Genomic DNA, 26,042 nt, shown 5'->3' on the forward strand with positions numbered 1-26,042 from the left:
ATCTCCTGGTTCGGTGGGCGGGCGACTGTTTAGCGCTGTACAAAGATTTCACTGACTGGCCAGCGGTGGCCTCGGTTGAACTCATAGCTCAGGGTGCGTGGGCTGGCACCGGGCAGGCGTGCCAGCAAGCGGCGCGGTGGGTCCACGCCGACATCGTGTAGCTCGAGCCGCAGGCTCGGGCGTTCACACATCAGCAAGCGCTTGCGCGAGCGAAAGACTTGGGCCTGTCGGCCATCAGGCAGGCGCTCGGGCGCGCCGGCCTCGAAGCGCACGCGCTGATCGGCGTCCAGCAACTGCAGCCGGTGGTCACTCCAATCGCCCACGAGCAAGAACTTCCAGATGCTGCGCCTGGCCTTGATGGTGACTTGCTGGCGGTTGTCGGCCAGGCTTTGCAGCCAGGCTTCGAAGTCTTGGATGCCAGGCTTGACCAGCGGCAATCGCAGTTGCAGCAAGGGCAGGGCTTCGCTGTAGTTGGAAAAGTGGCGGTCGCGCGAGGCCAGGGTCCAGCACAAATCATGCGCGGGGCGCTCCTGCCAGATGGCCTGCAAACTAGTGCTGGGGGCCAGCAGCGTGAGTGACTGAGCATTGCTGCGCAGCACCAGCTGGTGGCGGGTGATCAGGGCCTGGGCGCATTCGCAGGGACGGAACTCGAGGTCGCGGGTCTGGCCGGCGGGGAAGTATTGATGGGCCACTTGCGCCTGGGCCAGCACCTGGTAGCTGAGCATGCGATCGCGGATGAGATCGCTCATGACAGGCCCCGGGTCTGGGTTTGGTGGATAGGCGTTTCGCGCAGTTCAATCTGCTGCGAATCCATGCTGACCATGCGAACCCGGTACAGCACCGAAGGCAGATAGCGGCCGCTGTGAATGCCCCACAAGCTGTGCATCTCGGAGCTGCTGAGGTTTTCGATATTGAGCACCAGGCGCTCCAGCCTTTCATCCAGCTCGGGCGTGTTCTGGTGGTCGATCACCGGTTTGCCCTGAAAAAAGCTGATCGCGCTGGACAAGAACTTGAGCGCCTCGGGGTAGTTGTTGCCGCTGAAATTGGCGGCGCACATCACCAGCAGATTCAGATACACCGGGTCGGCACCCCGTAACTGGCTATTGATGCTGACCGACTGCCCAACGCGGTGGGCCATGGTGTCGCGCTCCACACCGGCCAGAAACAGCACCAGCTTGTTGGCGACTTGCGGCACCAAGGCGCCGCTTTGCTCATGCAGATTCGACAGCACGGCCAGATCATCCGGCACCTGGTAGCGCAGGCGCAGATGCTGATTGAGTTGGCCGGCCATTTGGCCGAGTGCGGCATCGATCATGATGGGCACTAGCCTAGGCCTTGTGCGTCCCGCCCGCCATCGGCTGCAGGCTGAATTTGCATCAGCAAATTGCTGATCGCGTAAACCCTGAATTGAACTCGGCGCTGGCTCAGTAGCGGCTCAGTTCGGGCGCGAGCGCGGCCGCACCGCTTCCAGGCTGGACAAGCCTTCACGCAGCGCAAAGCGCGTCAGCTCGGCAATGCCCTGGATTTTGAGCTTGGCGAAGACATGCTCGCGATGGGTGGCCACCGTCTTGGCGCTGAGGTGCAGGTGCAGGGCGATCTCCTGGGCCGAATAGCCCTCGGACAGCAGCTGCACCATCTCGCGCTCGCGTGGCGTCAGCATGCCGCAGCTGCTGCGCTGCAACGAATCATCGGGGGTCTGTGGCTGTTGCAGGCTTTTGAGCACCGCATCCAGCAACTCGCCACTCAAGAAAAGCTGCTGCGCCATGACGCGGCGGATGCCACGGGCCAGCTCGTCGAAGGAGTTTTCCTTCAGCACATAACCGTTGGCCCCTGCGTCCAGCGCGGCGCGGACTTGGGAGATTTGTGAGTGCACCGATAGGCACAGCATCTTGCAAGGCAATTGCTCCTGGCGGATGCGGCGCATCGCCTCGATGCCGTTCATGCAGGGCATGGCAATGTCGATCAGCAGCACATCGGGTTCGAGTTCGCGGGCCAGGCGCAGCAACTCCATGCCGTCGCGCGCCTGGGCCACCACCTCGAGATCGGACTCACGCTCCAGCAGCGAGATCAGACCTTCGCGAACGATGTGATGATCGTCCGCGACGATGACGCGGATCTTCATGGCGGCGTGCCCGCTGGCAGAGCCGCAGGCGCCCAGCTGACGCGTGCTTGCACGCTGCCGTCCGCAGCCTGCCGCCAGCGCAGGCGCGCGCCAATGCTTGCCAAACGCGCTTGCGCCAGGCTCAAGCCCATGGGCCGATGGGCGCTGGCGAGCGGCCACTCTGAGCCATTCGGCTCAGGCTCGGCGCGCCGACCCTGGCTGCTGACCATCAGGCTTAAGCCCGGACCATGGCCGATCAAGCTGACCGCGACGCTACCGGGGTGTCCATGCTTGCAGGCGTTGAGCAGCAGTTCTTGGCCGACCTCCAGCAGCGCCAGACTGACCTCTCGCGGCAGCCGGGCCAGGGGCGTGGCAATCGTCAAGCGGATGGCCTGGCCGCAGCCCTGGCTGAGCCGCGCCACGCTGAGCTGAAGCTCACGCGCCAAGTCGTCTACCGGGGGCAGCTCTTGTGCGGGCAAGTCCTCCAGGCGCTGTAGCAGGCTGCGTGTGGTTTGCAGGGCTTGTTGGACCAGATGCTGCACTTGGTCGAGGCCGCCGCTGGCGGTGCGGAAGTTGGGCGCTTGCTCACGCAGCAGTCGTAGCCGAATCAGGGCCAAGCTGAGTAGCTGGGCCAGTTCACCGTGTAAGGTTTGTGCCAGTTGGGGGACGTGCTCAGGCGCCATGAGCAAGGCGGCCCCCGAGCTGTTGGCGCTGATCATCTGCGCATTTGGCAATGCAGCTGTCATCGAGTCCCCCGCCCCCTGAGCGCATCATCAGCGCTAGAGCGGCGAGCGTAAAAGCCTTTGCCTTAGCCCGTCAAGCTGTCAAAGTTTGCAGCAGATGGGTTTTCGCGTTGCCATCAAACTGCTGGGTTAGCCTGGTGCGCGCTGTGAGAACTGGCGTGTTTCCTGGGGACTTCGGCGGCCGTGGCTCCCGACGGCATGCTCCACGGCCACGCTGCCGGGCGCTTCGAAGGGCCTCGCGGGGTCAGTTCTTGCCCGCTCTATCCCTAGCTTGAATGATGAAGCGAGCCTGGCTGGCCTCAATGCAGCTTCTGGTGCAACTTGGCATGCACCCGTTGCGTGGCCTTCCACACGCCCACCAAGACCAAGGGGATGGCCAGGCCCACGGTGAGGTTGGGGTTGACCGGCAGGCCGGCGCTGTGCAGGGCCTCGGCGCCGTAATGAATCAGGCTGACCATGTAGTAGCTGATGGCGGCGATGGAAAGGCCTTCCACGGTGGTCTGCAAGCTGAGCTGCAACTCTTGGCCGCGCGTCAGCTTGGCCAGCAGCAGCTGGTTCTGGGCCTCGGCGGCGATGTCCACCCGGGTGCGCAGCAGGCCGCTGCTGCGTTCAATCCGCTGTGACAAGCCGGCCAGACGCTGCGCGGTGGCGGCCACGGTGGCAATCGCGGGGGATTGCCGGCGTTGCATGAACTCACCCAAGGTTTGTGTCCCAGAAATCGGCTTCTCGCGCAATTCCACCAGGCGCTGCATCACCAGGGTGTTGTAGGCCTGCGTGGCAGAGAAGCGATAAGCGTGTTCTGCGGTGGCGCGCTCCACGCCGGCGGCGATATGGATCAGGGTGTCCAGCAGGTCGGCTTCCGAGGCGCTGCGGGCCTCGAGTTTTTGCGTGACCTCGGCCAGGCCGGCCTCGGCCTCGGCCAGCAAGGGGCCAAGATCCTTGGCCACCGGCAGGCCGCGCAAGGCCATCAGGCGGTAGATTTCCAACTCCAGCAGGCGCTGCGAGATGCGGCCGGTCCGGGCGGGCGAGGTGCCGGGCGGCGCCATCACCAGCATGCGCTCGAAGCCATTGGGGCGCAGGGCCAGGTCGGTCACCACCATCGAGTGGCCGTGGCCCAGCAGCGAGGCCACCACGGTGCGGCCGCCAAACCAGGCCGTGGCCAGGTCCAGGGCAGCTTGGGGCACGCTGATGTCTTGCTCCAGCATCACCAGCTTGACGGCGGCCACCGTGCGGCCGGGGATCTGGCTCAGCCACTCGGCGTCCACCACCAGGCTGGACAGCCACTCCACCTCATCCGCGCGCGCCGCCAGCACCGCCTGTGGGGGCAGGGCTTGCACCACGGCATAGCGGGTGAACTCGCTGTGGCGTTCCCACTTCAAGGTGTGGCCGCCGGTCCGCAGACGCAGGAAGTTGTCGTTCAGTGCATCGAGGGTCAGGTCTTGCTGGCCGGGCAGGCGCTTGAGGTGGGCCCATTCGTCGGCACGCGTCACGCCCTCGTTGAGCACCGCCACGCAGACCACCAGGGCCGGCAGGCGGATGCGCGCCGAAGGGCGTGCGTGTACTTCGTTGTGTAAGAGCGCACGCAGCGGGTCATCGGGAGGAAGGCTGCTGCGTGGTTCTTGCGTCGACATGGCGGGCTGCTTTCAGTTGGGCCCGCTTTGACGCCCCCCTAAAAAAAGAAGGGGCGCCGCGACTAGGCCAGGTTTCTGAGTTCTCTCAAGGCAACCGACACCATAGCAAGATCCACGCCCTTGGCCTCGCTGAGCTCGCTCAGCAGGCGTTGGGCGCGCTCCAAAGCGTCGCCGCTGCGTTGCTCCCACTCGCCCAGCAGCAAGGCCGCGTCGCCCTGCGCCTTGCCGTTCAAGACATCGCTGGCAATGCCGCGCTGCAGACCGGCCAAGTCGTCGCCCAGGGCCATCTTGGCCTGCGCCTGCCAGTAGCTGGCGGTGGGCAGGGCGTCGATTTGCTGGCTCAGGCGTGCCAGGCCCAGGCGTTGGCCCAGGCTGGCGTGCACATCGGCCACTTCTTGCAGCGGGCGCCCGGTGGCGTCGGCGATCTCGGCGATGTCCAGAGCCGCGAACAGGCTTTCGGCCTGCAGCACGGCCTGGGCCACGGCGCTGGGCACACCGGCCTCCACCCAGGCTTGGGCGCGGCTGGAATGGCCCGCGCTGTCACCCAGGCGGGCGCGCAGCACTTCCACGGCCGGGGTGAAGCGGGCAAACACCTGCTCCATCGGCTCGTTCAGGCGGCGTGAACGCAGGAACCAGGTGGTGGCATGGCTGCCCAGCCGGCCCAGCTCTTCGATCATCTCGGCCTGCACCGCGTCGGGAACCTTGTTGTCCAGGCTCTCGATCTGAATCCACAGCGGCACATAGCCAAACACCTCGCGGGTGGCCAGGTAGGCGCGCACGATTTGCGCCGGTTTGGCGCCGGTGGATTCACTCAAACGGTGCACAAAGGTCGAGCCAACCCGGTTCAACATGCTGTTGAGCACATGGGTGACGATGATCTCGCGCTTGAGCGGGTGGCGCGGGATGTAGCCGGCGAACTTCTCGCGCAGCTGCACGGGGAAGTAACGCTCTACCGCCGCGCCAATCCAGCCGTCTTCGGGCAGATCGGAGGCCATCAACTCGTCCGACAGCCACATCTTGCTATAGGCCAGCAGCACGGCCAGCTCCGGCGTGGTCAGGCCTTGACCGCGTGCCTTGCGCTCTTCGATCTGCTCATCGGTTGGCAGGAACTCGATGGCGCGGTTGAGCTGACCCTTGCGTTCCAGGAAGCGGATGAAGCGGGCCTGCTGCTCGATCATCTGCACGCCCTGGCGGTGCGCGATGGACAGCGCCTGGGTCTGGAAGTAGTTGTCGCGCAGCACCAGGCTGGCGACCTCTTCGGTCATCTGCGGCAGCAAGGTATTGCGCTGCTTGAGCGTCATCTCGCCGTCGCCCATGGCCATGCCCAGCAAAATCTTGATATTGACCTCGTGGTCGGAGGTGTCCACACCGGCCGAGTTGTCGATGGCGTCGGTGTTCAGGCGCACACCGTTCAATGCGGCCTCAATGCGGCCGCGCTGGGTGGCGCCCAGATTGCCGCCTTCGCCCACCACCTTGCAGCGCAGCTCGGCGCCGTTGATGCGCAAGCTGTCGTTGGCGCGGTCGCCAACTTCAGCATGCACCTCGCTGGCCGACTTGATGTAAGTGCCAATGCCGCCGTTGTAGAGCAGGTCGGCGGGCGCCTTCAAGATGGCGCTGAGCAAGTCATTGGGCGCCATGCGGTCCACGCTGATGCCCAAGGCGGCTTGTGCCTGGGGCGAGATAGGGATCGACTTTTCCGAACGCGCCCAGACACCGCCGCCGTCCGAAATCAGGCTGGCGTCGTAATCCGTCCAGGCTGAGCGCGGCAGCTTGAACAAGCGCTCCCGCTCGGCAAAGGAAACCGCTGCATCCGGGTTGGGGTCGATGAAGACATGGCGGTGGTCAAAAGCCGCCAGCAAGCGGATGTGCTTGGACAGCAGCATGCCGTTGCCGAACACATCGCCCGACATATCGCCCACGCCCACCACGGTGAAGTCGGTGGTTTGTGTGTCCACGCCGAGTTCGCGGAAATGGCGCTTGACACTTTCCCAGGCGCCGCGCGCGGTGATGCCCATGGCCTTGTGGTCATAGCCCACGCTGCCGCCGGAGGCGAACGCATCGCCCAGCCAGTGGCCGTATTCGGCGCTGACGGCGTTGGCGAAGTCGGAGAACGTAGCCGTGCCCTTGTCGGCCGCCACCACCAGATAGGGGTCGTCCTGGTCCTTGCGCACCACCTGCGGCGGTGGCAAGACCTGACCCCCGGCGAGGTTGTCGGTCAAATCGAGCAGGGCGCGCAGATAGTCTTGGTAGCAAGCCACGCCTTCTTTCATGAAGGCTTCGCGGTCGGACGAAGGCGGTGCTTTCTTCAGCACAAAGCCGCCCTTGCTGCCGACCGGCACGATGACGGTGTTCTTCACCATCTGTGCCTTCACCAGACCCAGCACCTCGGTGCGGAAGTCTTCCGGCCGGTCCGACCAGCGCAGCCCGCCACGAGCCACCTTGCCGCCGCGCAGATGGATGCCTTCGAAGCGCGGTGAGTAGACAAAAATCTCGAACAGCGGACGCGGCGCCGGCAAGCCCGGCACGGCGGCGGAGTCGAACTTGAAGGCCAGGAAGCTGCGGCGAGGCCCGGCGTCGCCGCTATGGCCCACCCCGGTGCGCCAGAAATTGGTGCGCAGCGTGGCTTGAATCAAAGCCAGCAGTTGGCGCAGCACCCGGTCTTCTTGCAGATTGCTGACCTTCTCCAGCGCCCGCTCAATGCCGTTGACCTGGGCGGTGGCGCCCAGATCATCCTGGGCATGCGGGTCAAAGCGCAGCTTGAACAGCGTCACCAGCATGCGCGCAATGCGTGGGTGCGCCGCCAGCGTGGCTTCGATGGCCGACTGCGACAGCGCAAACCCGATCTGGCGCAGGTATTTGGCATAAGCCCGCAGCACCACGATCTCGTCGCTGGCCAAACCGGCGCGCAGTACCAGGCGGTTGAAGTCGTCGTTCTCCACCTCGCCCTTGAAGACGCGGGCGAAGGTGTCCTCGAACAGGCGTGCCAGGGCTTCGGGTTCGATCTCGTCCGAGACCTGGGCTTGGAGCTCAAAGTCATGCACCGAGATCAGCGCGGCGGATTCGTCCCCGCTGCTGATGCGGTGGTTGTGCTCGCTCAGCACCCGCACGCCCATGTGCTCCAGCATGGGCAGGCTGTCGGACAGCACCACGGCCGCGCCGCGGTGATAGACCTTGAAACCCAAGGTGCCGGGCTGCGCGCCCAGCGGGCGGTAGAGCGCCAGGGCCAGGGGTTGCTCAGCCGTCAGGCTGGCGATCTTGATCGCATCAGGCACGGCGGCGCGGGCGCTGACGCGCTCGCGGTAACCCAGCGGGAAGCCGCCGGCCCAGCGTTTGAACAGCTCGATGCCGCGGGCCTCGCCCTCGGCGTCGATCAACGCGTCGCGCAAATCGTCATCCCAGCGGCGCGCGGCGGCGGCCAGCTTGGCTTCGACTTCCTTGCGGTCGTAGCTGGGCGTTTGGCCCGGCGTGGTGCGCACGGTGAAGTGGATGCGGGCCAGCACGGCGTCGCTGAGTTGCACATCGAACTCGGCGCTGCTGCCCTTGAGCACCGCCATCAAAATGGCCTGGAACTTGATGCGCAGATCGGTGGAGTAGGCCTCGCGTGGCACATAGACCAGGCAAGACACAAAACGCTCAAACGGGTCATGGCAGACAAAGAGGCGCAGGCGCTGGCGCTCGCCCAGGGCCAGGATGCCCAGGGAGGTCTCGAACAACTCGTCGTCCGAGATCTGGAAGAGGTCGTCGCGCGGATAGGTCTCCAGAATGTGCTGCAAAGCCTTGGCCAGGTGGCCGCCCGGCGGCAGGCCGGCGCGTTCGGTGATGGCCTGGGTGCGGCCGCGCAGCAGCGGGGTCTCGGAGACGCGGGCGCTGTAGGCGGTGGAGGTGAACAGGCCGATAAAGCGGTGTTCGCCGATCACCTGGCCGGCCGCGTCGTAACGCTTGATGCCGACGTAATCGGTGTATCCCGGCCGGTGCACGGTGGAGCGGGTATTGGCCTTGGTGATCAAGAGCATGGGCTGGGCCGCGCGTGCCATGGCGCGGGCATTGACCGGCAGGGCCGCAAAGCTGCTGGAGAGCTTTTCTTGCGCGGTTTCGCGCAGCAGGCCCAGGCCGCTGCCGGCTTGCAGCTTGAGGGCGTCTTGGCCTTCGTGGCTGATCAGGTCGTGGCAGCGGTAGCCCAACAGGGTCATGTGGTCGTCAGCCAGCCACTCCAGGAAGGCGCGGCTTTCCTGCACTTGCTCGGGCGGCACGGTGGGCAGGCTTTGATCCAGCTCGGCGGTCACCGCGCGCAGCTTGGCCACCATGGCCTGCCAGTCGCCCACGGCAACGCGCACATCGGCCAGCACGCGCTCGATCCCCGCCACCAGGTCGGCGCGCGTTTGGGCGTCGACCATGCGGTCCACTTCGATATGCATCCAGGACTCACGCTTGAGTGCGGCATTGCTGCCGGACTCGCTGCGTGGGTGGATGGCCAGCAGCTGGCCCTTGTCATCGCGCTCCACCGCAAAAATGGGGTGGACGATCAGGTGCAGGGTCAGGCCGTGGCGGTTGATTTCCATGGTCGTGGTGTCGACCAGGAAGGGCATGTCATCGTTGACGATGTCGATCACCGTGTGCCGCGAGGCCCAGCCGTTTTCGGCCACCGAGGGGCTCATCGCACGCACCAGGGTTTGGCCCGCTTGGCGCTGCGCGCCAAATTGCAGATGCGAGAGCAGGGCGCCCAGCAGGTCTTCCGGGCTGCGGCTGAGCAGATCGTCCGGGTCGAGGCGGGCGAAATACTCGCGGCCAAAGCTCTCCAGCATGCCTTTGTACTGGGCCGCGTGGGGGTGTTTGGCGGCCAGCGCCAGGACGGCGTCGATTTGTTCGCGTTGAAGCAGTTCTTGTGGATCAGTCATCGCTCATGTCTCCTTGTAGGCATGAGTGTGCCTCAAGCGCATGGCGGTGTGGCTGCGGTTTTTACGTGCAGCTTTTGTTCTGTTTGAAAAGCTTTGCGCTTCGGAAACATTGAGTGAAGCTTAGGCCGGCAAGATGCGCAGCATGACGTGACCCCGCCCGGTGGCCGGGCGAATGGGGACATCAACTGGGTGCCATCAACTGGGGGCCATCACATGAAAGGACAGGCAGGATGTTGAACCGACGGCAAGGCCTGCAAGCGCTGGCAGGAATGAGTCTGCTGCCAAGTCTGGCTTTGCGGGTCGAGGGCAGCATGGGCGCCAAGTTCACAAACCCGGCGGTGCCGCTCGCCGGTCAGGCACATGCGGGCCAGCAGGGCGCGCTGCACGCCTTGAATCGCCTGGGCTTCGGCCCAACAGCCGTGGACGTCTCGGCCATCGCTAGCCAGGGCCCGCAGGCCTGGCTGCAAGACTTCCTCACCCAACAACTGGGTGGCTCCGCGCTCAGTTTGCCGCCCGCACTGCAGGGCCAATTGGCCGCCATGCCGACCTTGCAGCTCAGCCAGGCCGAGCTGCTGGGCCGCTTTCGCCAAGCCGCCAAGGCAGGCCGCGAGGCCAAGCGCCAGGCGGCCGCGCCAGGCGCTGGTGAGCAAGCTAACAAGGCCGAGCCGGCCGAGGCACAGAACGCCCGGCGCGAGTTCGTTCGCCCCGTGGTGCTGGAGGCCAGCAGTCAGCGGATCTGGCGGGCCCTGCAAAGCCCGGCCCAGCTGGAGGAAGTGCTGGTGGACTTTTGGTTCAACCACTTCAATGTCTTTGTTGGCAAGGGGCCGGTGAGTGTCTTGGTGGGCAGCTACGAGCGCGAGGCCATCCGCCCGCATGTGCTGGGTAACTTCCGCCAGATGTTGGGGGCGGTGGCCAAGCATCCGGCCATGCTGATCTATCTGGACAATGTGCTGAGCGTGGCCCCCGGCTACCGCCCGCCAGCGCGGGCCCTGCAATCCGCCCCCGGAGCCACCCCTGCTGCCGCCCGCCCCACCGGCCTGAACGAAAACTACGCCCGTGAATTGATGGAGCTGCACACGCTGGGCGTGGACGGTGGCTACAGCCAGCGGGATGTCACCGAGCTGGCCCGCATCTTCACAGGCTGGACGGTGAACTACCGCCGGGCGATGAATGGAGGCGGTAGCGCCAGTGACGCCGACCTGTTTGAGTTCGACCCGCGCCGCCATGACGGCGGCAGCAAGCAATTGCTGGGCCGCAGCGTGCCGCCCGCTGGCCGGGCGGAAGGCGAGATGGCCCTGGACGTCTTGGCGGCTCACCCGGCCACCGCACGCCATATCGCTTTCAAGCTGGCCCAGGCCTTTGTGGCCGATGCGCCGCCGCCCGCCCTGGTGCAGCGCCTGCAGGCCCGCTTTCTGGAGAGCCGGGGTGATTTGCGCGCCCTGATGCGCAGCTTGGTGGAGGCCGAGGAGTTCTGGCACGCCGCCAGCATTGGCGCCAAGTTCAAGACGCCTTACCAATACCTGCTGTCCAGCTTGCGTGCCTTGGGTGTCAATGCGCCCGAAGTCGGGCCCTTGCTGGGCTGGCTGGCGCAGGCGGGCATGCCGTTGTACGGCGCGCAGACGCCGGACGGCTACAAGGCCGTGGCGGCCGCCTGGATGAATGCCGACGCCCTGGCCCAGCGGGTGCAGTTGGCCGGCAACCTGGCGAAGCGCTTGTCCCGATCTGGCGATGCGGCGGGCCTGGCCGCGCATGGCGGCTTGTTCGCGCAGCTCAGTGCCGGCACGCGCACGGCCATCGCCAAAGAGCCTGTGGCGATGCAAGTGGCCCTGGCCTTGGGCAGCCCCGACTTCATGCGGTGCTGAGTATTTCTTTGCAGGCAGCGAACAGGCAAAGACGAACGAGGAGAGTGACTTGAACGATCAAACGCCAACCCCCAGCCCACGGCGGCGTTTTCTGCAAGCCAGCGCCCTGGCCGCCGGCTGGACCCTGGCCGGCTTGCCCCAGGCCTGGGCTGGCGCTGCGGCCGGTAGCCCACTGAGCCAGCGCAAGCTGGTGTTGATCATGCTGCGCGGCGCGGTGGATGGCCTGAGCGTCGTAGCGCCGGTAGGGGACCGCAATTACGCCCCAGCGCGCCCGGACCTGGCCCTGGCGCCGCCCGGCAGCGCAGAGGGCGCCGCGCTCAAGCTCGACAGCCTGTTCGCGTTGCACCCGGCCTTGCTGAGCTTGAAGCCCGCCTGGGATCAAGGCAGCTTGGCCTTCGTACACGCCAGCGGCTCGCCTGACCCCACGCGCTCGCACTTCGACGCGCAAGACTATCTGGAGTCCGGCACGCCCGGGCTCAAAAGCACGCCCAGCGGCTGGATGAATCGCCTGCTTGGTCAACTGCCCGGGCCGGCAAGCCCGACGCGTGGCGTGGCCATGGGTGCGACGCCGCCGCGCATTTTTGCAGGCCCCGCCGCTGTGGCCAGCCTGGGGCTTGGCCCCAAGGCCTTGGCCGGCAAAGCCATTGACCAAGCCGATCTGCAGCAGGGCCTGGAGCGCCTGTACGCCGGAGACGCCAAGCTGGGTGCCAGCTTTCAGGCCGCGCTGGCGGGCCGCGGGCAAATGCAGCGCAGCATGGCCGGGGAGCGGGAGCCGGCCATGAACGCCAGCGGCGATGCGGGTGCGCCCTCGGCGCGCTCTTTCGCGGCCGATGCGCGCCGGCTCGGGCAGCTGATCCGCAAGGACGGCCAAACCCAGCTCGCTTTCACCTCGGTGGGCGGCTGGGACACCCATATCAATCAAGGTGCTGCGCAAGGCCAGCTGGCCAATCGCCTGAAGGCCTTGGGCGAAGGGCTGCAGGCGCTGAGCCAGGGCCTGGGCCCGGCTTTGCAAGACACGGTGATCGTGGTGATGAGCGAGTTCGGCCGCACCGTGCATCAAAACGGCACCCTGGGCAGCGACCATGGCCGTGGCAATGTGATCTGGCTGCTGGGTGGCCCGGTGGCGGGCGGGCGTATGTTGGGGGAATGGCCGGGGCTGGAAAGCTCGGCCCTGGTGGACGGGCGCGACTTGGCCGTGGCGGTGGACTTCCGCCAGGTCTTGCGGCCGATTCTGCAAAGCCATTTAGGCTTGAGCGAGGCTGCGCTGGCCGAGGTGTTCCCGGCGGCGCCGGGGCGCTGGCGTGGCGAGGCCCAGGTCTTGCGCAGCTGAGCGGCAGGCCCGGGCGCGCGTCATCACTTACAGTTGCGTCCATTCAATGACAAGACGCAGGAGTCGCCAAAATGGGCGCACAGTGGAAAGCAAAACATAAAGACCTGGCCGCCAACGCACGCGGCCGCCTGTTCGGCAAGCTCAGCAAGGAGCTGATGGTCGCGGCCCGTAACGGCGCCGACCCCGATATGAACCCGCGTCTGCGCATGGTGGTGGAAGCGGCCCGCAAGGTCTCGATGCCGCGTGAAACGCTGGAGCGGGCGATCAAAAAAGGTGCCGGCCTGCTGGGTGAGGCGGTGCACTTCGACCACGTCACTTACGAAGGCTATGCCCCCCACCGCGTGCCGGTGATCGTGGAATGCCTGACCGACAACATCAACCGCACCGTGTCCGAGATCCGCGTGCTGTTCCGCAAGGGCCAGCTGGGATCATCCGGCTCAGTGGCCTGGGAGTTCGATCATGTGGGGATGATTGAAGCCGAACCCAGCCGCGCCGGCGTGGACGCGGAAGAGGCTGCCATCGAAGCCGGCGCGCAAGACGTGCAGCCGGCCGAGGAGGGTGCCTTCCTGTTCCTGAGCGAGCCGACCGATCTGGATCTGGTCAGCCGCGCCCTGCCCAACTTCGGCTTCACCGTGCATTCCGCCAAGCTGGGCTATCGGCCCAAGAATCCGCTCAGCCTGGGTGCGGCGGAAATGGAAGAAGTGGAAGCCTTTTTGGCCGCCATCGACGCGCACGACGATGTGCAGAACGTCTACGTCGGCCTGGGTGATTGATTGAATGAGGCTGCGTGCCTGAGGCCTTAGTGCCTCAGGTGCCTCGTTGGCCTCAGTTGCAGTTAGGCACGTCCGGCGCTTCGCTGGTCTTCATGCACTGCTTATAGCCGCTGGGCAGATCGCTGAATTCACGCGTCTGGCCTTCGCTGAGCTTGAACTGCTCGACGATCTGATGCGTGCAGGTGGTGGCCGGCTTGCCGCTATTGCTCTCGCTGGTTTTGCACTGGCTGGTGTAGAGCGCGTAATGGCACTCGCCGCTGCCGCTTTGGCGGCATTCGAATTTGGTCTTGCCGCCGATGTGGCGCATCTTCATATTGCCATTATGGTCGGGGGCCACGATCACGGCGCAGCCGCTCAGCAGGGCCAGGCTGGCGCCTGCGACGATGGCGAGGTGTCGGCTGAGGGCTTGGCGCAGAGTCGACGACGTGTTCGATTTTTTGGCTGTGGCGCGGTGCAGAAGAGTCATGGTGATGTCGCTCGGATAAGTGTGGGGTCAGGTCTTGCGACCCGAAAGGCTGCCAGTGTCCGAGTGATGAGCAAATCTGCCAGCGCCTGAGCGACCAACTGCACCTTCGGACGGATAGAACGTTGCCGGTGCGGATGGGCCAACTCAGGCCATGCGGCTTTGACTCAGTGGGGTGCTGCTGCCCGTCATCTCATCAAGGTGCGGGCCGGCAAAGCTGCTGGGCACCAGCCGGTCACGCCATTGCATAAAGGGCAGCTCAACACAGCGATACAAAAGCCAGCCCAGGCCCACCGAAACGGCCGCAACCGCCAGCAGCATCAGGCCCGATTGCCGCTCCAGCCCCAAGGGTTGCAGCTGCTTGGGCAAGGCAAACATCACCGCCTTGTGGGTGAGGTAGATCGAATAGGACCACAGCGCCGAGGACGCCGCCCCCGGCACCCGCAGGCGCGCCAGGCTGGAGACGGGGCTGAGGGCAGCGGCCAACAGAATCGCGAAGGCGCAGGCGTTGAGTGAATAGCCAAACGTGCTCATGGCCCAGCCGTAGCCATAGCCCTCGATGTAATAGCCCGTCAAGAGCCCATACGTCATCGCGCTGCAGGCCAGCAGGCCGCCCGCCAGCACCCATTGGCCGCGTGCCTGCACCCCTGCCCAGGCGCCGGGGTGGTAGTTTTTCAGCAGGGCCACGGCCACGCCGGGCAGCAGCGCGTCGGCTCGCGCGATCGTGGCGTAGTAGAGATTGGGGTAGTAGCCTTGCACGGCGCCACCTGCCTCCAGGCCATAGCGGCCCCACAAGATGTGGCGGGCCAGCATGCCCAGGCCAATCAAGCCCGCAATCGCCAGCCAGGCCAAACCCAGTCGGCCCTTGCCCCAGCGCCGTGCCAGCAAAACGGCGGCGGGCAGCAGCAGATAGAACTGCTCTTCCACGCACAGCGACCAAGCATGCGAGAAGGCGGTGCCGGGCTGCAACTGCCAGTTCTGTGTGAAGCTGAGGAAGCGCCACAAGTCCGGCGGCGTTTTGCCGCCCATGAAGGCGGGGAAGGCAAAGTAGGCCGCCAGCACGAGATAGAAGACTGGCAAGGTGCGCAGAAAGCGGCGCGCGTAGAAGTTCTTCAGCGACAGCCTTTGCCCGCGCACCAGGCCCGCAAAGATCTGGTTGGCGATCAAGTAGCCACTCAAGACAAAGAAAAGATCCACCCCGACCCATCCGACCTCACTGGCCCAGCCGAAGGTCGGCCGGCCGGTGACGAAGTTCATGTAATGGGCGGCGAAGACCAGAAAAATGGCCAGGGCACGCAAGGTGTCCAGGCCTTGCAGGCGGGTGCCCGTATGGGCTGTGGTGAGGGCGTTGGCGTGGGGTGGCATCGGGCGCTAGCGGGGCATGAAGTGGGCGGCAGGGCCGCGCATCATGCCACCGCTGTCATTGCCAGCCAGCCCTGCGCTCAATTGCCGATTCGCTGACCCTGGCTGTCAAACCAATGCAGGCGCTGCGGATCGAAGCCAAAACGAACGGCATCTCCGGCGGCCAGGGTGGCCTGCCCGGGCAAGACCGCGCACAGGCTGAGCTCGCCGGCGGACATCCACAGCAGATGTTGGTTACCCAGCGGCTCGACCAGATCGACCTTGGCGCTGAAGGGTTGATCGGCGCCGATCAAGACATCTTCCGGGCGCACGGCGAGGCTGATTTGCCCAGACTCCGCCACTGCCTTGGGGCCACCGAGCCGCAGCGGGCCGGCGCTGAACTGACCCTGGTGCAACTCACCCCGGAATTGATTGATGGTCGGTGAACCCACGAAGCTGGCCACGCGCAGGCTGCGCGGCCGCTCATAGACCTCGGCCGGGCTGCCAATTTGCAGGATCTCGCCTTGGTGCATGACGACGATGCGCGTGGCCAGCGTCATCGCCTCGACTTGGTCGTGGGTGACGTAAATCATCGTATTGCCCAGACGTGCATGCAGCTGCTTGAGCTCGCGGCGCAGCTCGGTGCGCAGCTTGGCGTCCAGATTGGACAGGGGCTCGTCCAGCAGCAGCAAGTCGGCCTCGCGCACCACGGCGCGGCCGATGGCCACGCGCTGGCGTTGGCCGCCCGAGAGTTGGGCGGGTCGCCGATCCAGCAAGGGCTCCAGCTGCAGCATGGTGGCGGCCTTGGCGATGCGGCTGTCCATCTCGGCTTTGGACTGGCCGGCCATGCGCAGCGGAAAGGCCAGGTTGTCGCGCACGCTCATATGCGGGTAGAGCGCATAACTCTGAAACACCATGCCCAGGCCGCGTTCGCTGGGCTGGGCGTGGCTCATGTCTTGGCCGTCGATATGAATGCTGCCGCCGGTAATGGCGATGAGGCCGGCGATGCTGTGCAGCAGCGTGGACTTGCCGCAGCCAGAGGGCCCGAGCAGCACGAGGAATTCACCGTCTTGCACCTCAAGGTCCAGTTTGGGGATGACGGTATGGACGCCGAAGCTGATGTTCAGATTCTGGATGCGAACTTGGCTCAATTGCTGCCCCTATCGAGATGCGGGAAGCTGCTGAAGATATGGGGGCACATTCAGTTTTCCTTGTAGACGCGTACCCAGTCCACGCTCATCTGAGCGGGGAATACGGTGCTGGCATCGGGCGAGCCCGGCCAGTCGCCGCCGACTGCCAGGTTCAGAATCAAGAAGAAGGGGCGCTCGAACACCCAGCTGCCACCGGCCGGCAAGCTCGAGGGGGTGAGGCGGTGGTATTGCTGGCCGTCAATCAACCAGATGATTTCATTCGGCCGCTTGATGATGCTGAAGACATGGAAGTCCTCCGCCACCGCTTGCTTGAATTCAAAAGGCTTGCCTATGCCTTGGGCGCCCGAGTAGCCGGGGCCGTGGGCCGTGCCGTAGGCGGCATTGGGCGTCTTGCCGACAAACTCCATGATGTCGATCTCGCCCACTTCCGGCCAGGGCAGCTTGTCTGCCCCCAGGCTCCAAAAAGCAGGCCACAGGCCTTGCCCGCTGGGCACCTTGATGCGGGCCTCGATCTTGCCGTTGGTAAAAGTGAACTTGCCCTGGCTTTGGATGCGAGCGGAGGTGTAGGCGCAAGGCTTGCTGTTCCAGCAAGGCCCGGCGTCGGCACTGGGCTCGGCCTTCAAAACCAGAAAGCCTTTGCCATCGACAAAGCTGTTGCGGGTCGAGGCGCTGTAGTACTGCAGTTCGTGGTTGCCCCAGCCATTGTTCTCCTGGTTGCCCAGGTCATGGCTCCAGAAGGCCGGGTTGGGGCCGCTGCCTGCCGGGCCATCGAATTCATCAGACCAGATCAGGGCCCAAGTGGCTGTTGCGGGACTTATGGCTGGAGAAGTGCCTTGCGGCGTTGCCCCCACGCTGCCGCCACCGCAGCCGACCAAGACGGCCAGCACAGCAGGCATCAACGGGCGCAGCAGTCTCGGCGCGTGCGAGGGAAGCCGGGACGCTTGCATCATGCTTGGCCGCTCAGCGGCTTCAGCCCGCGCCATTGGCTCAGAAAGTCGCGGTACCAAAGCGCGCTGGCCTTGGGTGTGCGCTGTTGGGTGTCGTAGTCGACATGCACGATGCCAAAGCGTTTGGCATAGCCATAGCCCCATTCAAAGTTGTCCATCAGGCTCCAGACCATATAGCCATCGATGCGCACACCGCGCTCACGCGCCACGGCCAGGGCGGCAATATGTTCTTGCAGATAGCGCTTGCGATCCAGGTCCTGCACATGGCCGTCGGCGATGGCTGCATCGGGAAAGGCGCCACCATTCTCAGTGATGAAGACCGGCGGCAGATGCGGGTAGTCGGCCTTCATCAGGCAGAGGATGTCGGTCAGGCCTTCGGGGTAGATTTCCCACTCCATCTCGGAGACGGGCAGGCCGTGGGCGCGTGCGCTCCAGAGTTCACCCGAGGCGCGCACCACATGGCGTGTGTAGTAGTTGATGCCCATATGGTCCATGGGCGTCTGGATGGCGGCCATATCACCGGCTTCGATCTTGGGCGCGTCGGCGCCCAGTTCCTCGATGATCTCTTGCGGGTACAGGCCGCGCAGCAAGGGATCGCTGTACCAGCGGCGGCTCAGGGCGTCGGCGCGGCGGGCGGCGGCGATGTCTTCGGGCATGGGCGAGGCGGGCACGCTGGGGCCCATGTTCAGCACGATGCCCAGATTGGCGGTGGCGCCATCGGCGCGCATGGCCTGCAGCGCCAGACCGTGGCTGAGCATCAAGTGATGAGAGACCTGCGCCGCAATCGCGCGGTTCTTGATGCCGGGCGCGTGGATGCCGATGTCATGGCCCAGGGTGGCGGCGCACCAAGGTTCGTTGTGGGTGGAGATCATGTGCAGGCGGTCACCCAGCTGCTTTTGCACATGGCGTGCGTAGTCGACGAAGCGGTGCACCGTCTCGCGGTTGGCCCAGCCGCCTTGGTCTTGCAGCGCTTGTGGCAGGTCCCAGTGGTAGAGCGTGGCGACGGGCTTGATGCCGCGCTGGAGCAAGCCGTCAACCAGGCGCTTGTAAAAGTCCATGCCCTCACTGCTGAAGGCGCCCTGGCCCAGGGCTTGCACCCGCGGCCAAGCGATGGAGAAGCGGTAGCAGTTGACGCCCAGGGAGGCGATCAGATCGAGGTCGCTTTCCAGGCGATGCACATGGTCGCAGGCGATGTCGCCATTGCTGGCATCGGCGATGGCGCCGGGCTGGCGGCAAAAGCGATCCCAGATGGACTCGCCCCGGCCGTGCTCATGGACGGCCCCTTCGATCTGGAAGCTGCTGGTGGCGACGCCAAACAGGAAGTCGGCGGGAAATTGCTGGTGCATGTGAGTGGCTTGCATTACTTGACAGCGCCGGCGGTCAAACCGGCGATCAGTTGGCGGGATGAAATAACGAAGAGGACGATCAGGGGCAGGGTCGCAATGGCCGAACCGGCCATGATGGCGCCCCACTCGGTGTTGACGGTGCTTTGCAGGCCGCGCAGGGCCAGCGGCAGGGTGTAGTTGTCGGCATTGCGCAGCACCACCAGGGGCGCCATGAAGTTGTTCCAGGACGCGATGAAGGTGATCAGGCCCAGGGTGCCCAAGGCCGGCCGCATCAGCGGCAGGGCGATATGCCAGTAAATGCCGAGTTCGCTGCAGCCATCAATGCGCGCGGCTTTCAGCAACTCGGCCGGCACCGAGGCGGCGGCGAACTGGCGCATCAGATAGATGCCGAAGGCACTGGCGGCGCCGGGGATGTAGAGCGCGCGGTGGGTGTCGATCCAGCCTAGCGCGTCCATCACCATGAAGTTGGGGATCATGGTCATGAAGGGCGGCACCAGCATCGTGCCCATCACCAGTAGAAAGAGCGGCTGCTTGAAGCGGAACTCCAGCATCGCAAAGGCATAGCCGGCCATGGAGCAAAACAGCAGGGTCAGCGCGGTGGACATCAAGGCCACATACAAGCTCCAGCCGAGGTTGCGCCAAAACGGCAGGCGGCTGGTCAGCGTGGCCATATTGCGTTCCAGCTCACCGCCAAACCACAGCGGTGGCGGCACATTGAAGATGGCCGCGTTGGATTGCGTGGCGAACACGAACATGAAGTAGAAGGGCGCCAGCATCAGCAGGGCACCGCAGACGACCACGGCGTAGGCGGCAAGGCGGGATGGCGTGGCTTTCATGCCTGTCTCTCCTTGAAGGCTTTATTGGTCAGCCAGGTGATCAGCACCAGCAGCGCGAACAGCAGCCAGGAGATGGCGTTGGCGGCGCCGAAGTCGCTGAAGTCAAAAGCCAGGCGGTAGACATACATGGCCACGGTCATGGCCGCTTGGCCAGGGCCGCCGCGGCCGCTGGTGAGGATGAAGGGCTCTTCGAACAGCTGCATGCCGCCGATGATGCTCAGCGTGATGCCGAACAAAATCATGGGTCGCAGCGCCGGCAAGGTGATGTAGCGGAACTGCGACCAGGCGCCGGCGCCATCCAGCCTTGCGGCCTGATAAAGGTCGCGCGGAATGGTTTGCAGCGCGGCCAGATAAAGCACCAGGTTGAAGCCCAGGTAGCGCCAGAACACCACCATGGCCACCGCAGGCTTGAGGGTCTGCGGCTGCCACAGCCAGTTGATCGGCTCCATGCCGAAGACGCTGTGCAGCACCACGTTGATCAGGCCGTAGTCGGTCGACAGCAGCGAGGTGAACATCATGGCGATGGCCACCGTCGAGGTGATGTAGGGCAAGAAGTAAGCGGCCGATACCGCATGGCCATGGCGCCCAAAAGCTTGGTTGATGAACACCGCCAAGGGCAAGGCCACCAGATGCTGGGGCACGCCCGAGACCACGGCCAGCCACAAGGTGTTTTGCAAAGACTTCCAAAACCAGGCGTCGCCGAGCACAAAGGCGAAGTTCTCGCTGCCGACAAAACGCATGGCCTCCAGGCCGGCGGTCGGCTCCCAACTCTGGAAGGCCATCCATAGCGAGAACAGCAGCGGGAACAGGCCGAACACCGCAAACAGCAGCAAGAAGGGACTGAGCAAGAGGTAGGGCGCCCAGCGGCTGGGCAGCCAGTGGCGGCGATGGCGATGCTGATGGCGTGATGGGAGCTTCATCGTGTGGCGCGGTGCATCAGCAAGGCCTGTGCGTCGGCCAGGGCTTGGGGAATGGCTTTGCCGTAGATCAGCACGTTGTCCAGCTCGCCATTGACCACCTCTTCGGCAAATTTGTTTTGGCGGTGCAGCGGGCGAGCCGGGATGCGCCTTGCCGCCTCGCGCCACAGTTGGCGCGCCCGCTGGCCACCGAGGAATTCCACTGGCTCGTCGAAAAACGGGTCTTCATGGGCCGAGAGCAGGGCCGGGAAAGCGTCCTGGCTTTTGAAGGCGCGCAGTTGCAGGTCGCGGTTCAGCGTCAGGTGCTGGATCAAGTCCCAGGCCAGCGCCTTCTTGGCCGGATCGGAGCGGCGCGGAATGGCGTAATAGGTGCCGCCCCAACCCGCAAAGCTCTGGCCCGGCAGCTGCGCCACCCGCCACAAGCCCTTGGTCGCGGGCGCCACGCTATTGGCCAATTGCCCGGCCATCCAGGCACCGGTGAGTTCGGTGGCCAGACGGCCGCGACGCAGATGCTCGCTCCAGTCATTGCGCCAGGTGTCAACGATGGCGTCCAGACCCAGTTGGCGCGCTTGCTGCGCCAGTTGGAAGGCGCGCTGGAAGTGGGCGGAGGTGATGCTGGGGCGGCCCTGGGCGTCGAAGTAAATGCTTTGGCCGGCGGGCGTGCTGGCAAAGAGCACGATGTCTTTCAGGTAGCGGGCATGGGCGAACAAGTAGGCGCCGGTGCGGGCCTTGAGTTGCACGCCGGCTTGCACATAGCTCTCCCAGCTCTCGCACAAATCCTTGATGTGCAGGCCGGCGCGTTGCAGCAGGTCGACCCGATAGAACAGCGAGCCGGGACCGATATCGGTCGGCAAAGCCACCACAGCACCGGTGCGATTGCGCGCCTGCTCAAAGGCGAAAGGCACAAAGCGATCACGCACGGACTCGGCCAGATAGGGGGCGACCGAGAGGTCTTGCAAGCCTGCACCCAGCGAGAAGCGGCCCATATACATGGTCTCCAGCGCCATCACATCCGGCAAGTGCTGGCCGCCGCTGGAGGAGGACAAGGCGGTGGTCATGGCGGTGTGGTGATCGTCGTACTGGCGACTGATCACCTCGACCTCAATGCCGCCATGCGCATCGCGCCAGGCGGGCAGGGCGCTCTTGATGATCTGGTCCACCATCGGAAAGGCGGCGATCACCAAGCGCTGCGGCGCTGCGCTTGAGGCGGCACGGCCGAGGCTGGTGACTGGCGCCAGCGCGGCGGCAGCCAGCAATCGGCGTCTGCAAGGGTGTGGCATGGATGTCTCGGAATTTATCGTTTTAGTACGCTTGAAAGCGTTTTCATAATTCTGAGTGCAAGCAGCCTTCAAGCCCAGCAGCGTAAACCCTAGCACCGTGCGGGTGCTCGGGGCGAACTGAGAGGCATCGCTCGTCTTACACTGAGTAACCATCGACTCAAGGAGGCTCTGTGCCCAGCAAATCGCCCGTCAAGAAAGCGCCTTCAAACCGCACGGAGGGTGTCGTCACCTTGGAGCAGGTGGCCTTGCGAGCGGGCGTGTCGCCCAGTACGGTCTCACGCATTCTGAATGGCACGGCCATCGTCAGTGAAGCGAAGAAAGCGGCGGTGGATGAAGCCATCCGTGAACTGGGTTTCCGGCCCAATCCGGTGGCGCGCGGCTTGGCGGGCGGCCGAACCATGAGCGTGGGCGTAGTCACCCAGCGTATTGCCAGTCCCTTTTACGGTGAGGCGCTCAGCGGCATCGAGGTGGCGCTGGAGGCTGCCGGTTATGTGCCGCTTTTCGTTAGCGGCAATTGGAACGAGGTGGATGAGCGTAAGGCGATTGAGTCGCTGCTCTCGCGCCGGGTCGACGGGGTGATTGTGTTGGCGGGGCGGCTCAGCAATCAGGAGTTGAAAGCGCTGCTGGCCAATGTGCCTTCGGTGGTGGTGGGGCGGCAGCCCAGCCCCAGCGGCTTGTTCAGTTTCAGCTTTGATAACCGTGCAGGTGCCAAGTTAGCGACCGAGCATTTGATTGATCTGGGCCATCGGCGCATTGCCCTGCTGCAGGGCGATTTGATCCATGAAGACGCGATTGAACGGCAAAGCGGCTATCTGGATGCGCTGGCTGCGGCCGGCATTCCAGTGGACCCCCGGCTGATCGTGCAAAGCGATTACACCGAGGCCGGCGGCATGTTGGCGGTGAGTCGCTTGCTGGAGCGCGAGGTGGGTTTCAGCGCCATCTTCAGCTCCAACGACCAGATGGCTTATGGCGCGATGCTGGGCTTGTCGCGCCGCAATTTGCGGGTGCCGGATGATGTGTCGGTGGTGGGCTTTGATGACCTGACCATGTCGCGCTACACCATGCCGCCTTTGACCACGGTGCGGCAGTCCGTTTATGAGACGGGCACCCAGGCCGCGGCTGCCATGTTGGCCCTGCTGCAGGGCACAGTGCCCGCGGTCAATCTGGCGGCGCCAGAGTTGGTGATGCGTGAGTCCGCCCGCCGGCTTGCGCGCTAATTCAAAGTAGGGGGAAAGGGCTGGGTGACGCGGCTTTTGCGTTGCTCAAACCCGCCAACCTAGGGTGCGCCCCAATTTGAAAGCGCTTGCAAATAGGGGATTCTTTCGGTCAATGAAAGCGCTTTCAGCGTTGTTCATGTCATAAGAGTTCAAAAACATATCGGAGACAAGCCCATGAGACACACTCGACCCGTCTGCCGTCTGTCCCTATTGGCCAGTGCGGCCGGCCTTTTGGTGGCCGGCATGAACGCACAGGCTCAGCAGAGCACAAATGCGGCGCCGGTACCCCCTTCCGCAGCTGCGTCTGCGCCCAAATCGCCAGACGCGCAGCAACTCGATACGGTTGTTGTGACCGGCATTCGGCAAAGCTTGGAGACCTCGCTCAGCTTGAAACGCAATGCGCGCGGGGTGGTGGACGGCATCGTGGCCGAGGAAATCGGCAAGTTCCCCGACGCCAACTTGGCCGAGTCCATGCAGCGCATTGCCGGCGTGTCCATCGACCGCAGCAATGGCGAAGGCTCCAAGGTGACGGTGCGTGGTGTGGGCCCCGACTTCAATCTGGTGCTGCTCAACGGCCGCCAGATGCCGGCCTCCAGCCTGGGCGCTACTTTTGCTTCGAACTCTCGCTCTTTTGACTTCGCCAATCTGGCCTCCGAAGGCATTGCTGCCCTGGAGGTCTACAAGACCAGCCGCGCCGATGCACCGACCGGCGGCATTGGCGCCACCATCAATATCAAGACCGCGCGTCCGCTGGACAACCCCAAGCTGGTCGCCAGCATCGGCGCCAAGCTGGTCAGCGATGAATCGAACAAGCGCTTGCCTGATTCGATGAAGGGCACGCAGATCACGCCCGAAGTCTCGGGCATCTACAGCAATGTGTTTGCCGACGGCACCTTCGGTATCGCCCTGGTGGGCAGCTACCAAAAACGCAATGGCGGCTACAACCAGGCGGCGGTGGATGCCGGCTGGCGCACCTTCAAGGGCGATGAGCAGAACTGGGGCACCATCCCGCTGCCAGGCCAGGCGGGTGCAGACAAGATCACCAATCGCCCCAAGCCCACCGATCTGTATGTGGTGCCGCAGGAGTTGCGTTACAGCTTGAACGCTTTTGAGCGCACCCGCACCAATGGCCAGCTGGTCTTGCAGTTCCGCCCCATCAAGGATCTGACGGCCACCCTGGATCACACCTACTCGGAAAACAAGATCCACTCCAAGCGTGCCGAGCTGTCCGCTTGGTTCAACTTCGGCCCCTCGTCCTCCAGCTGGACCAATGGCCCGATCGCCACACCGACGAATTACACCGAGACCTATCCGGTCACCGGCCCCGCAGACGTGGCCATGGCCGGCAGCATCTACGGCACCAAGAACACCAACCAATCGACGGGCTTGAACGTGGCGTGGAAGGCCTCGAATACCCTGTCCTTTGACCTTGACGTCCATCACTCCACCGCCACATCGGCCGCGGATAGCCCCTACGGCAGCAATTCGACCCTGGGCGTGTCGATGCAAAACCGGGCTTTTGCCACGGCCGACTTCTCGCAGAAGTTCCCGATCTTGAGCATTGGTTTGCATGGCGATCCGGCGACCGCGCCCAGCCTGATGCAGGTGACCGGCTCGTCTTTCCGCAACAGCTATATGCGCAACGAGATCGACCAGGCGCAGCTCAAGGGTAAGTACGTCTTGTCTGAAAGCTCGGGTCTGGACTTCGGCGTAGGCCTCACCAAGGTGAAGAACCGCACCGCCTACGCCAATGTGCAGCAGGACGATTGGGGTGGCCACAACAAGCCCTCCGACTATGACGACGGGCTGTGGAAGCCGGCCAAGCTGCAGGACTACTTTGCTCATTCCTTCGGTGCCGCCAACGGCGCCGGCTTGTTCAACAACTTCTATTTGTGGGACTTTGAGGCCGTGCGCGCGGCAGCGATCAAGGCCGACAAGAGCGACAAGTGGTTTGTGCCCTCGTCGGACTTCACCGACGACCGCCGCACGCAAGAGAAATCCACCAACGCCTTCGTCCAGTATTACAAGGACTGGGAGTGGGGCGTGCCGATGAATGTGGCCATGGGTGTGCGCTATGAGCGCACCACGGTGGATTCACAAGCCTTGGTGCCCATCGTCACGGGCATCAACTGGGTGAGCGCGAATGAGTTTGCGCTGGTCAAGGGCAAGTCAGACTTCACCTCGCTCTCGGGCAGCTACAACTATTACCTGCCCAGCATCGACTACGAGGCAGAGCTGAGCGACAAACTCAAGCTGCGGGCCAGCTATGGCGAGACCATTGGCCGCCCGGGTTGGGGGGCGATTCAGGGTGGCGTGACCTTGTCGGACTTCCGTGTCAATGGCGGCTCGGGTAGCCAAGGCAATCCGGCCCTGAAGCCGCTGCTGTCGAAGAACTTTGACCTCTCGGCCGAGTTCTACTACGCCAAGGCCAGCTATGCGTCGCTGGGTCTGTTCAAAAAGAACATCAGCAATTTCATTGGTTCAAGCTCGCTGCAGTCCAAGCCGGCTGGTCTGACTACGCCGATCAACGGCCCGCTCTACACCGAAGCGGTGGCGAAGAACTGCGCGACCAAGGATGCGGTTTGCATTCGCAACTACATCTTGAACACCTATAACGGCACGCGTGGTGTGGTGCGCACCGGCTTCGATGGCACCGGCAATCCTGTTGGCACCATTGCGGGTCAAGCGGGTGATCCGGAAGCCGTGTTCACCATCAGCGCGCCCAGCAATCAGCGCAGTGATCACATCAAGGGTGTGGAGTTCAATGTCCAGCACGCCTTCGGAAGCAGCGGCTTTGGTGTTGCCGCCAACTACACCTTGGTGAAGTCGGGCCTGAAGTACGACAACAGCAATCTGACCGAGCAGAACGCGCTCTTGGGCCTGGGTAACTCGGCCAACTTGGTGGGCTTCTTTGAGAACGCCAACTTCAGCGTTCGCGCCGCCTACAACTGGCGCGATGAGTTCCTGAGCAGCACCACGGCGGATGTGTTCGGCTCCGCAGGCCCGGCCTACACCGACGCCTACGGTCAGTGGGACCTCAGCCTGGGTTATAAGTTCAACAAGAACCTGAGTTTGAACTTCGAGGCGCTCAATCTGAACGACGGTCTCCAGCGTGTCCACGGTCGTGCCAAGGAAGAGACGCTGTACTCGACCCAAACGGGCCGTCGCTACAGCTTGAACGCGCGCTACACCTTCTGACCGACGAGACG

19 protein-coding genes are annotated in these 26,042 nt (G+C 64.3%); 5 read left to right on the top strand and 14 right to left on the bottom strand.

The annotated features are described in order from the left end of the window. Positions 1 to 29 precede the first annotated feature (29 nt). The 6 genes from AABB87_RS08395 to AABB87_RS08420 all read right to left on the bottom strand — a co-directional run bounded on the left by AABB87_RS08395 (position 30) and on the right by AABB87_RS08420 (position 9,370). A complete protein-coding gene (locus AABB87_RS08395; protein ID WP_341970813.1) occupies positions 30 to 749 on the bottom strand; it encodes a hypothetical protein in 720 nt (239 codons plus the stop codon). Beyond that, the gene (locus tag AABB87_RS08400) at positions 746 to 1,315 is read right to left on the bottom strand and encodes a DUF4255 domain-containing protein (protein WP_058719368.1); all 570 of its coding nucleotides are present in this window, start codon (positions 1,313 to 1,315) and stop codon (positions 746 to 748) included. The genes AABB87_RS08395 and AABB87_RS08400 overlap by 4 nt, the downstream gene beginning before the upstream one ends. Positions 1,316 to 1,435: 120 nt before the next feature. Continuing rightward, positions 1,436 to 2,122, bottom strand: coding sequence for a response regulator transcription factor (locus AABB87_RS08405; RefSeq protein ID WP_341970814.1), 687 nt, complete (start codon positions 2,120 to 2,122; stop codon positions 1,436 to 1,438). Next, positions 2,119 to 2,820, bottom strand: coding sequence for a sensor histidine kinase (locus tag AABB87_RS08410; protein ID WP_341970815.1), 702 nt, complete (start codon positions 2,818 to 2,820; stop codon positions 2,119 to 2,121). Before AABB87_RS08410 ends, AABB87_RS08405 begins: the two co-directional genes overlap by 4 nt. A gap of 323 nt (positions 2,821 to 3,143) precedes the next feature. Next, positions 3,144 to 4,475, bottom strand: coding sequence for a DUF3422 family protein (locus AABB87_RS08415; protein WP_341970816.1), 1,332 nt, complete (start codon positions 4,473 to 4,475; stop codon positions 3,144 to 3,146). Positions 4,476 to 4,537: 62 nt separating this feature from the next. After that, the gene (locus AABB87_RS08420) at positions 4,538 to 9,370 is read right to left on the bottom strand and encodes an NAD-glutamate dehydrogenase (protein WP_341970817.1); all 4,833 of its coding nucleotides are present in this window, start codon (positions 9,368 to 9,370) and stop codon (positions 4,538 to 4,540) included. A 230-nt stretch (positions 9,371 to 9,600) separates the two neighbouring features. Between AABB87_RS08420 and AABB87_RS08425 the strand changes: the two genes are divergently transcribed. The 3 genes from AABB87_RS08425 (at position 9,601) to AABB87_RS08435 (ending at position 13,335) form a co-directional block, all read left to right on the top strand. Continuing rightward, complete coding sequence (locus AABB87_RS08425; protein ID WP_341970818.1) at positions 9,601 to 11,232, top strand: DUF1800 domain-containing protein; 1,632 nt, start codon at positions 9,601 to 9,603, stop codon at positions 11,230 to 11,232. Between the two features lie 49 nt (positions 11,233 to 11,281). Continuing rightward, positions 11,282 to 12,562, top strand: coding sequence for a DUF1501 domain-containing protein (locus tag AABB87_RS08430; protein ID WP_341970819.1), 1,281 nt, complete (start codon positions 11,282 to 11,284; stop codon positions 12,560 to 12,562). A 71-nt stretch (positions 12,563 to 12,633) separates the two neighbouring features. Further along, entirely contained in the window at positions 12,634 to 13,335 is a 702-nt protein-coding gene (locus tag AABB87_RS08435) for a YebC/PmpR family DNA-binding transcriptional regulator (RefSeq protein WP_058719375.1), read from the top strand. Positions 13,336 to 13,387: 52 nt separating this feature from the next. Here AABB87_RS08435 and AABB87_RS08440 read toward each other — a convergent pair whose 3' ends face one another. The 8 genes from AABB87_RS08440 to AABB87_RS08475 all read right to left on the bottom strand — a co-directional run bounded on the left by AABB87_RS08440 (position 13,388) and on the right by AABB87_RS08475 (position 21,592). Continuing rightward, the gene (locus tag AABB87_RS08440) at positions 13,388 to 13,801 is read right to left on the bottom strand and encodes a hypothetical protein (protein WP_341970820.1); all 414 of its coding nucleotides are present in this window, start codon (positions 13,799 to 13,801) and stop codon (positions 13,388 to 13,390) included. A gap of 144 nt (positions 13,802 to 13,945) precedes the next feature. Continuing rightward, entirely contained in the window at positions 13,946 to 15,163 is a 1,218-nt protein-coding gene (locus tag AABB87_RS08445; protein WP_341970821.1) for an acyltransferase family protein, read from the bottom strand. 77 nt (positions 15,164 to 15,240) lie between these two features. Further along, positions 15,241 to 16,290 carry an ABC transporter ATP-binding protein gene (locus AABB87_RS08450; protein WP_341970822.1) on the bottom strand — a complete coding sequence of 350 codons (1,050 nt, stop codon included), beginning with the start codon at positions 16,288 to 16,290 and terminating at the stop codon, positions 15,241 to 15,243. Positions 16,291 to 16,340: 50 nt separating this feature from the next. Beyond that, entirely contained in the window at positions 16,341 to 17,186 is an 846-nt protein-coding gene (locus AABB87_RS08455; RefSeq protein ID WP_341970823.1) for a glycoside hydrolase family 16 protein, read from the bottom strand. Positions 17,187 to 17,236: 50 nt separating this feature from the next. After that, positions 17,237 to 18,583, bottom strand: coding sequence for a GH1 family beta-glucosidase (locus AABB87_RS08460; RefSeq protein WP_341970824.1), 1,347 nt, complete (start codon positions 18,581 to 18,583; stop codon positions 17,237 to 17,239). 14 nt (positions 18,584 to 18,597) lie between these two features. Then, the gene (locus tag AABB87_RS08465; RefSeq protein ID WP_058719380.1) at positions 18,598 to 19,419 is read right to left on the bottom strand and encodes a carbohydrate ABC transporter permease; all 822 of its coding nucleotides are present in this window, start codon (positions 19,417 to 19,419) and stop codon (positions 18,598 to 18,600) included. Beyond that, positions 19,416 to 20,339, bottom strand: a complete 924-nt coding sequence (locus AABB87_RS08470) for a carbohydrate ABC transporter permease (protein ID WP_341970825.1) — start codon at positions 20,337 to 20,339, stop codon at positions 19,416 to 19,418. The genes AABB87_RS08465 and AABB87_RS08470 overlap by 4 nt, the downstream gene beginning before the upstream one ends. After that, positions 20,336 to 21,592 carry an ABC transporter substrate-binding protein gene (locus AABB87_RS08475; RefSeq protein WP_341970826.1) on the bottom strand — a complete coding sequence of 419 codons (1,257 nt, stop codon included), beginning with the start codon at positions 21,590 to 21,592 and terminating at the stop codon, positions 20,336 to 20,338. Before AABB87_RS08475 ends, AABB87_RS08470 begins: the two co-directional genes overlap by 4 nt. A 194-nt stretch (positions 21,593 to 21,786) precedes the next feature. Here AABB87_RS08475 and AABB87_RS08480 point away from each other — a divergent pair, with 194 nt between their 5' ends. Next, positions 21,787 to 22,833 carry a LacI family DNA-binding transcriptional regulator gene (locus AABB87_RS08480; protein ID WP_341970827.1) on the top strand — a complete coding sequence of 349 codons (1,047 nt, stop codon included), beginning with the start codon at positions 21,787 to 21,789 and terminating at the stop codon, positions 22,831 to 22,833. A gap of 174 nt (positions 22,834 to 23,007) precedes the next feature. Beyond that, positions 23,008 to 26,031, top strand: coding sequence for a TonB-dependent receptor (locus AABB87_RS08485; protein WP_058719383.1), 3,024 nt, complete (start codon positions 23,008 to 23,010; stop codon positions 26,029 to 26,031). Positions 26,032 to 26,042: the final 11 nt, after the last annotated feature.

This window comes from Roseateles sp. PN1 (genome assembly GCF_038419725.1).
GTDB lineage: Bacteria > Pseudomonadota > Gammaproteobacteria > Burkholderiales > Burkholderiaceae_C > Paucibacter_A.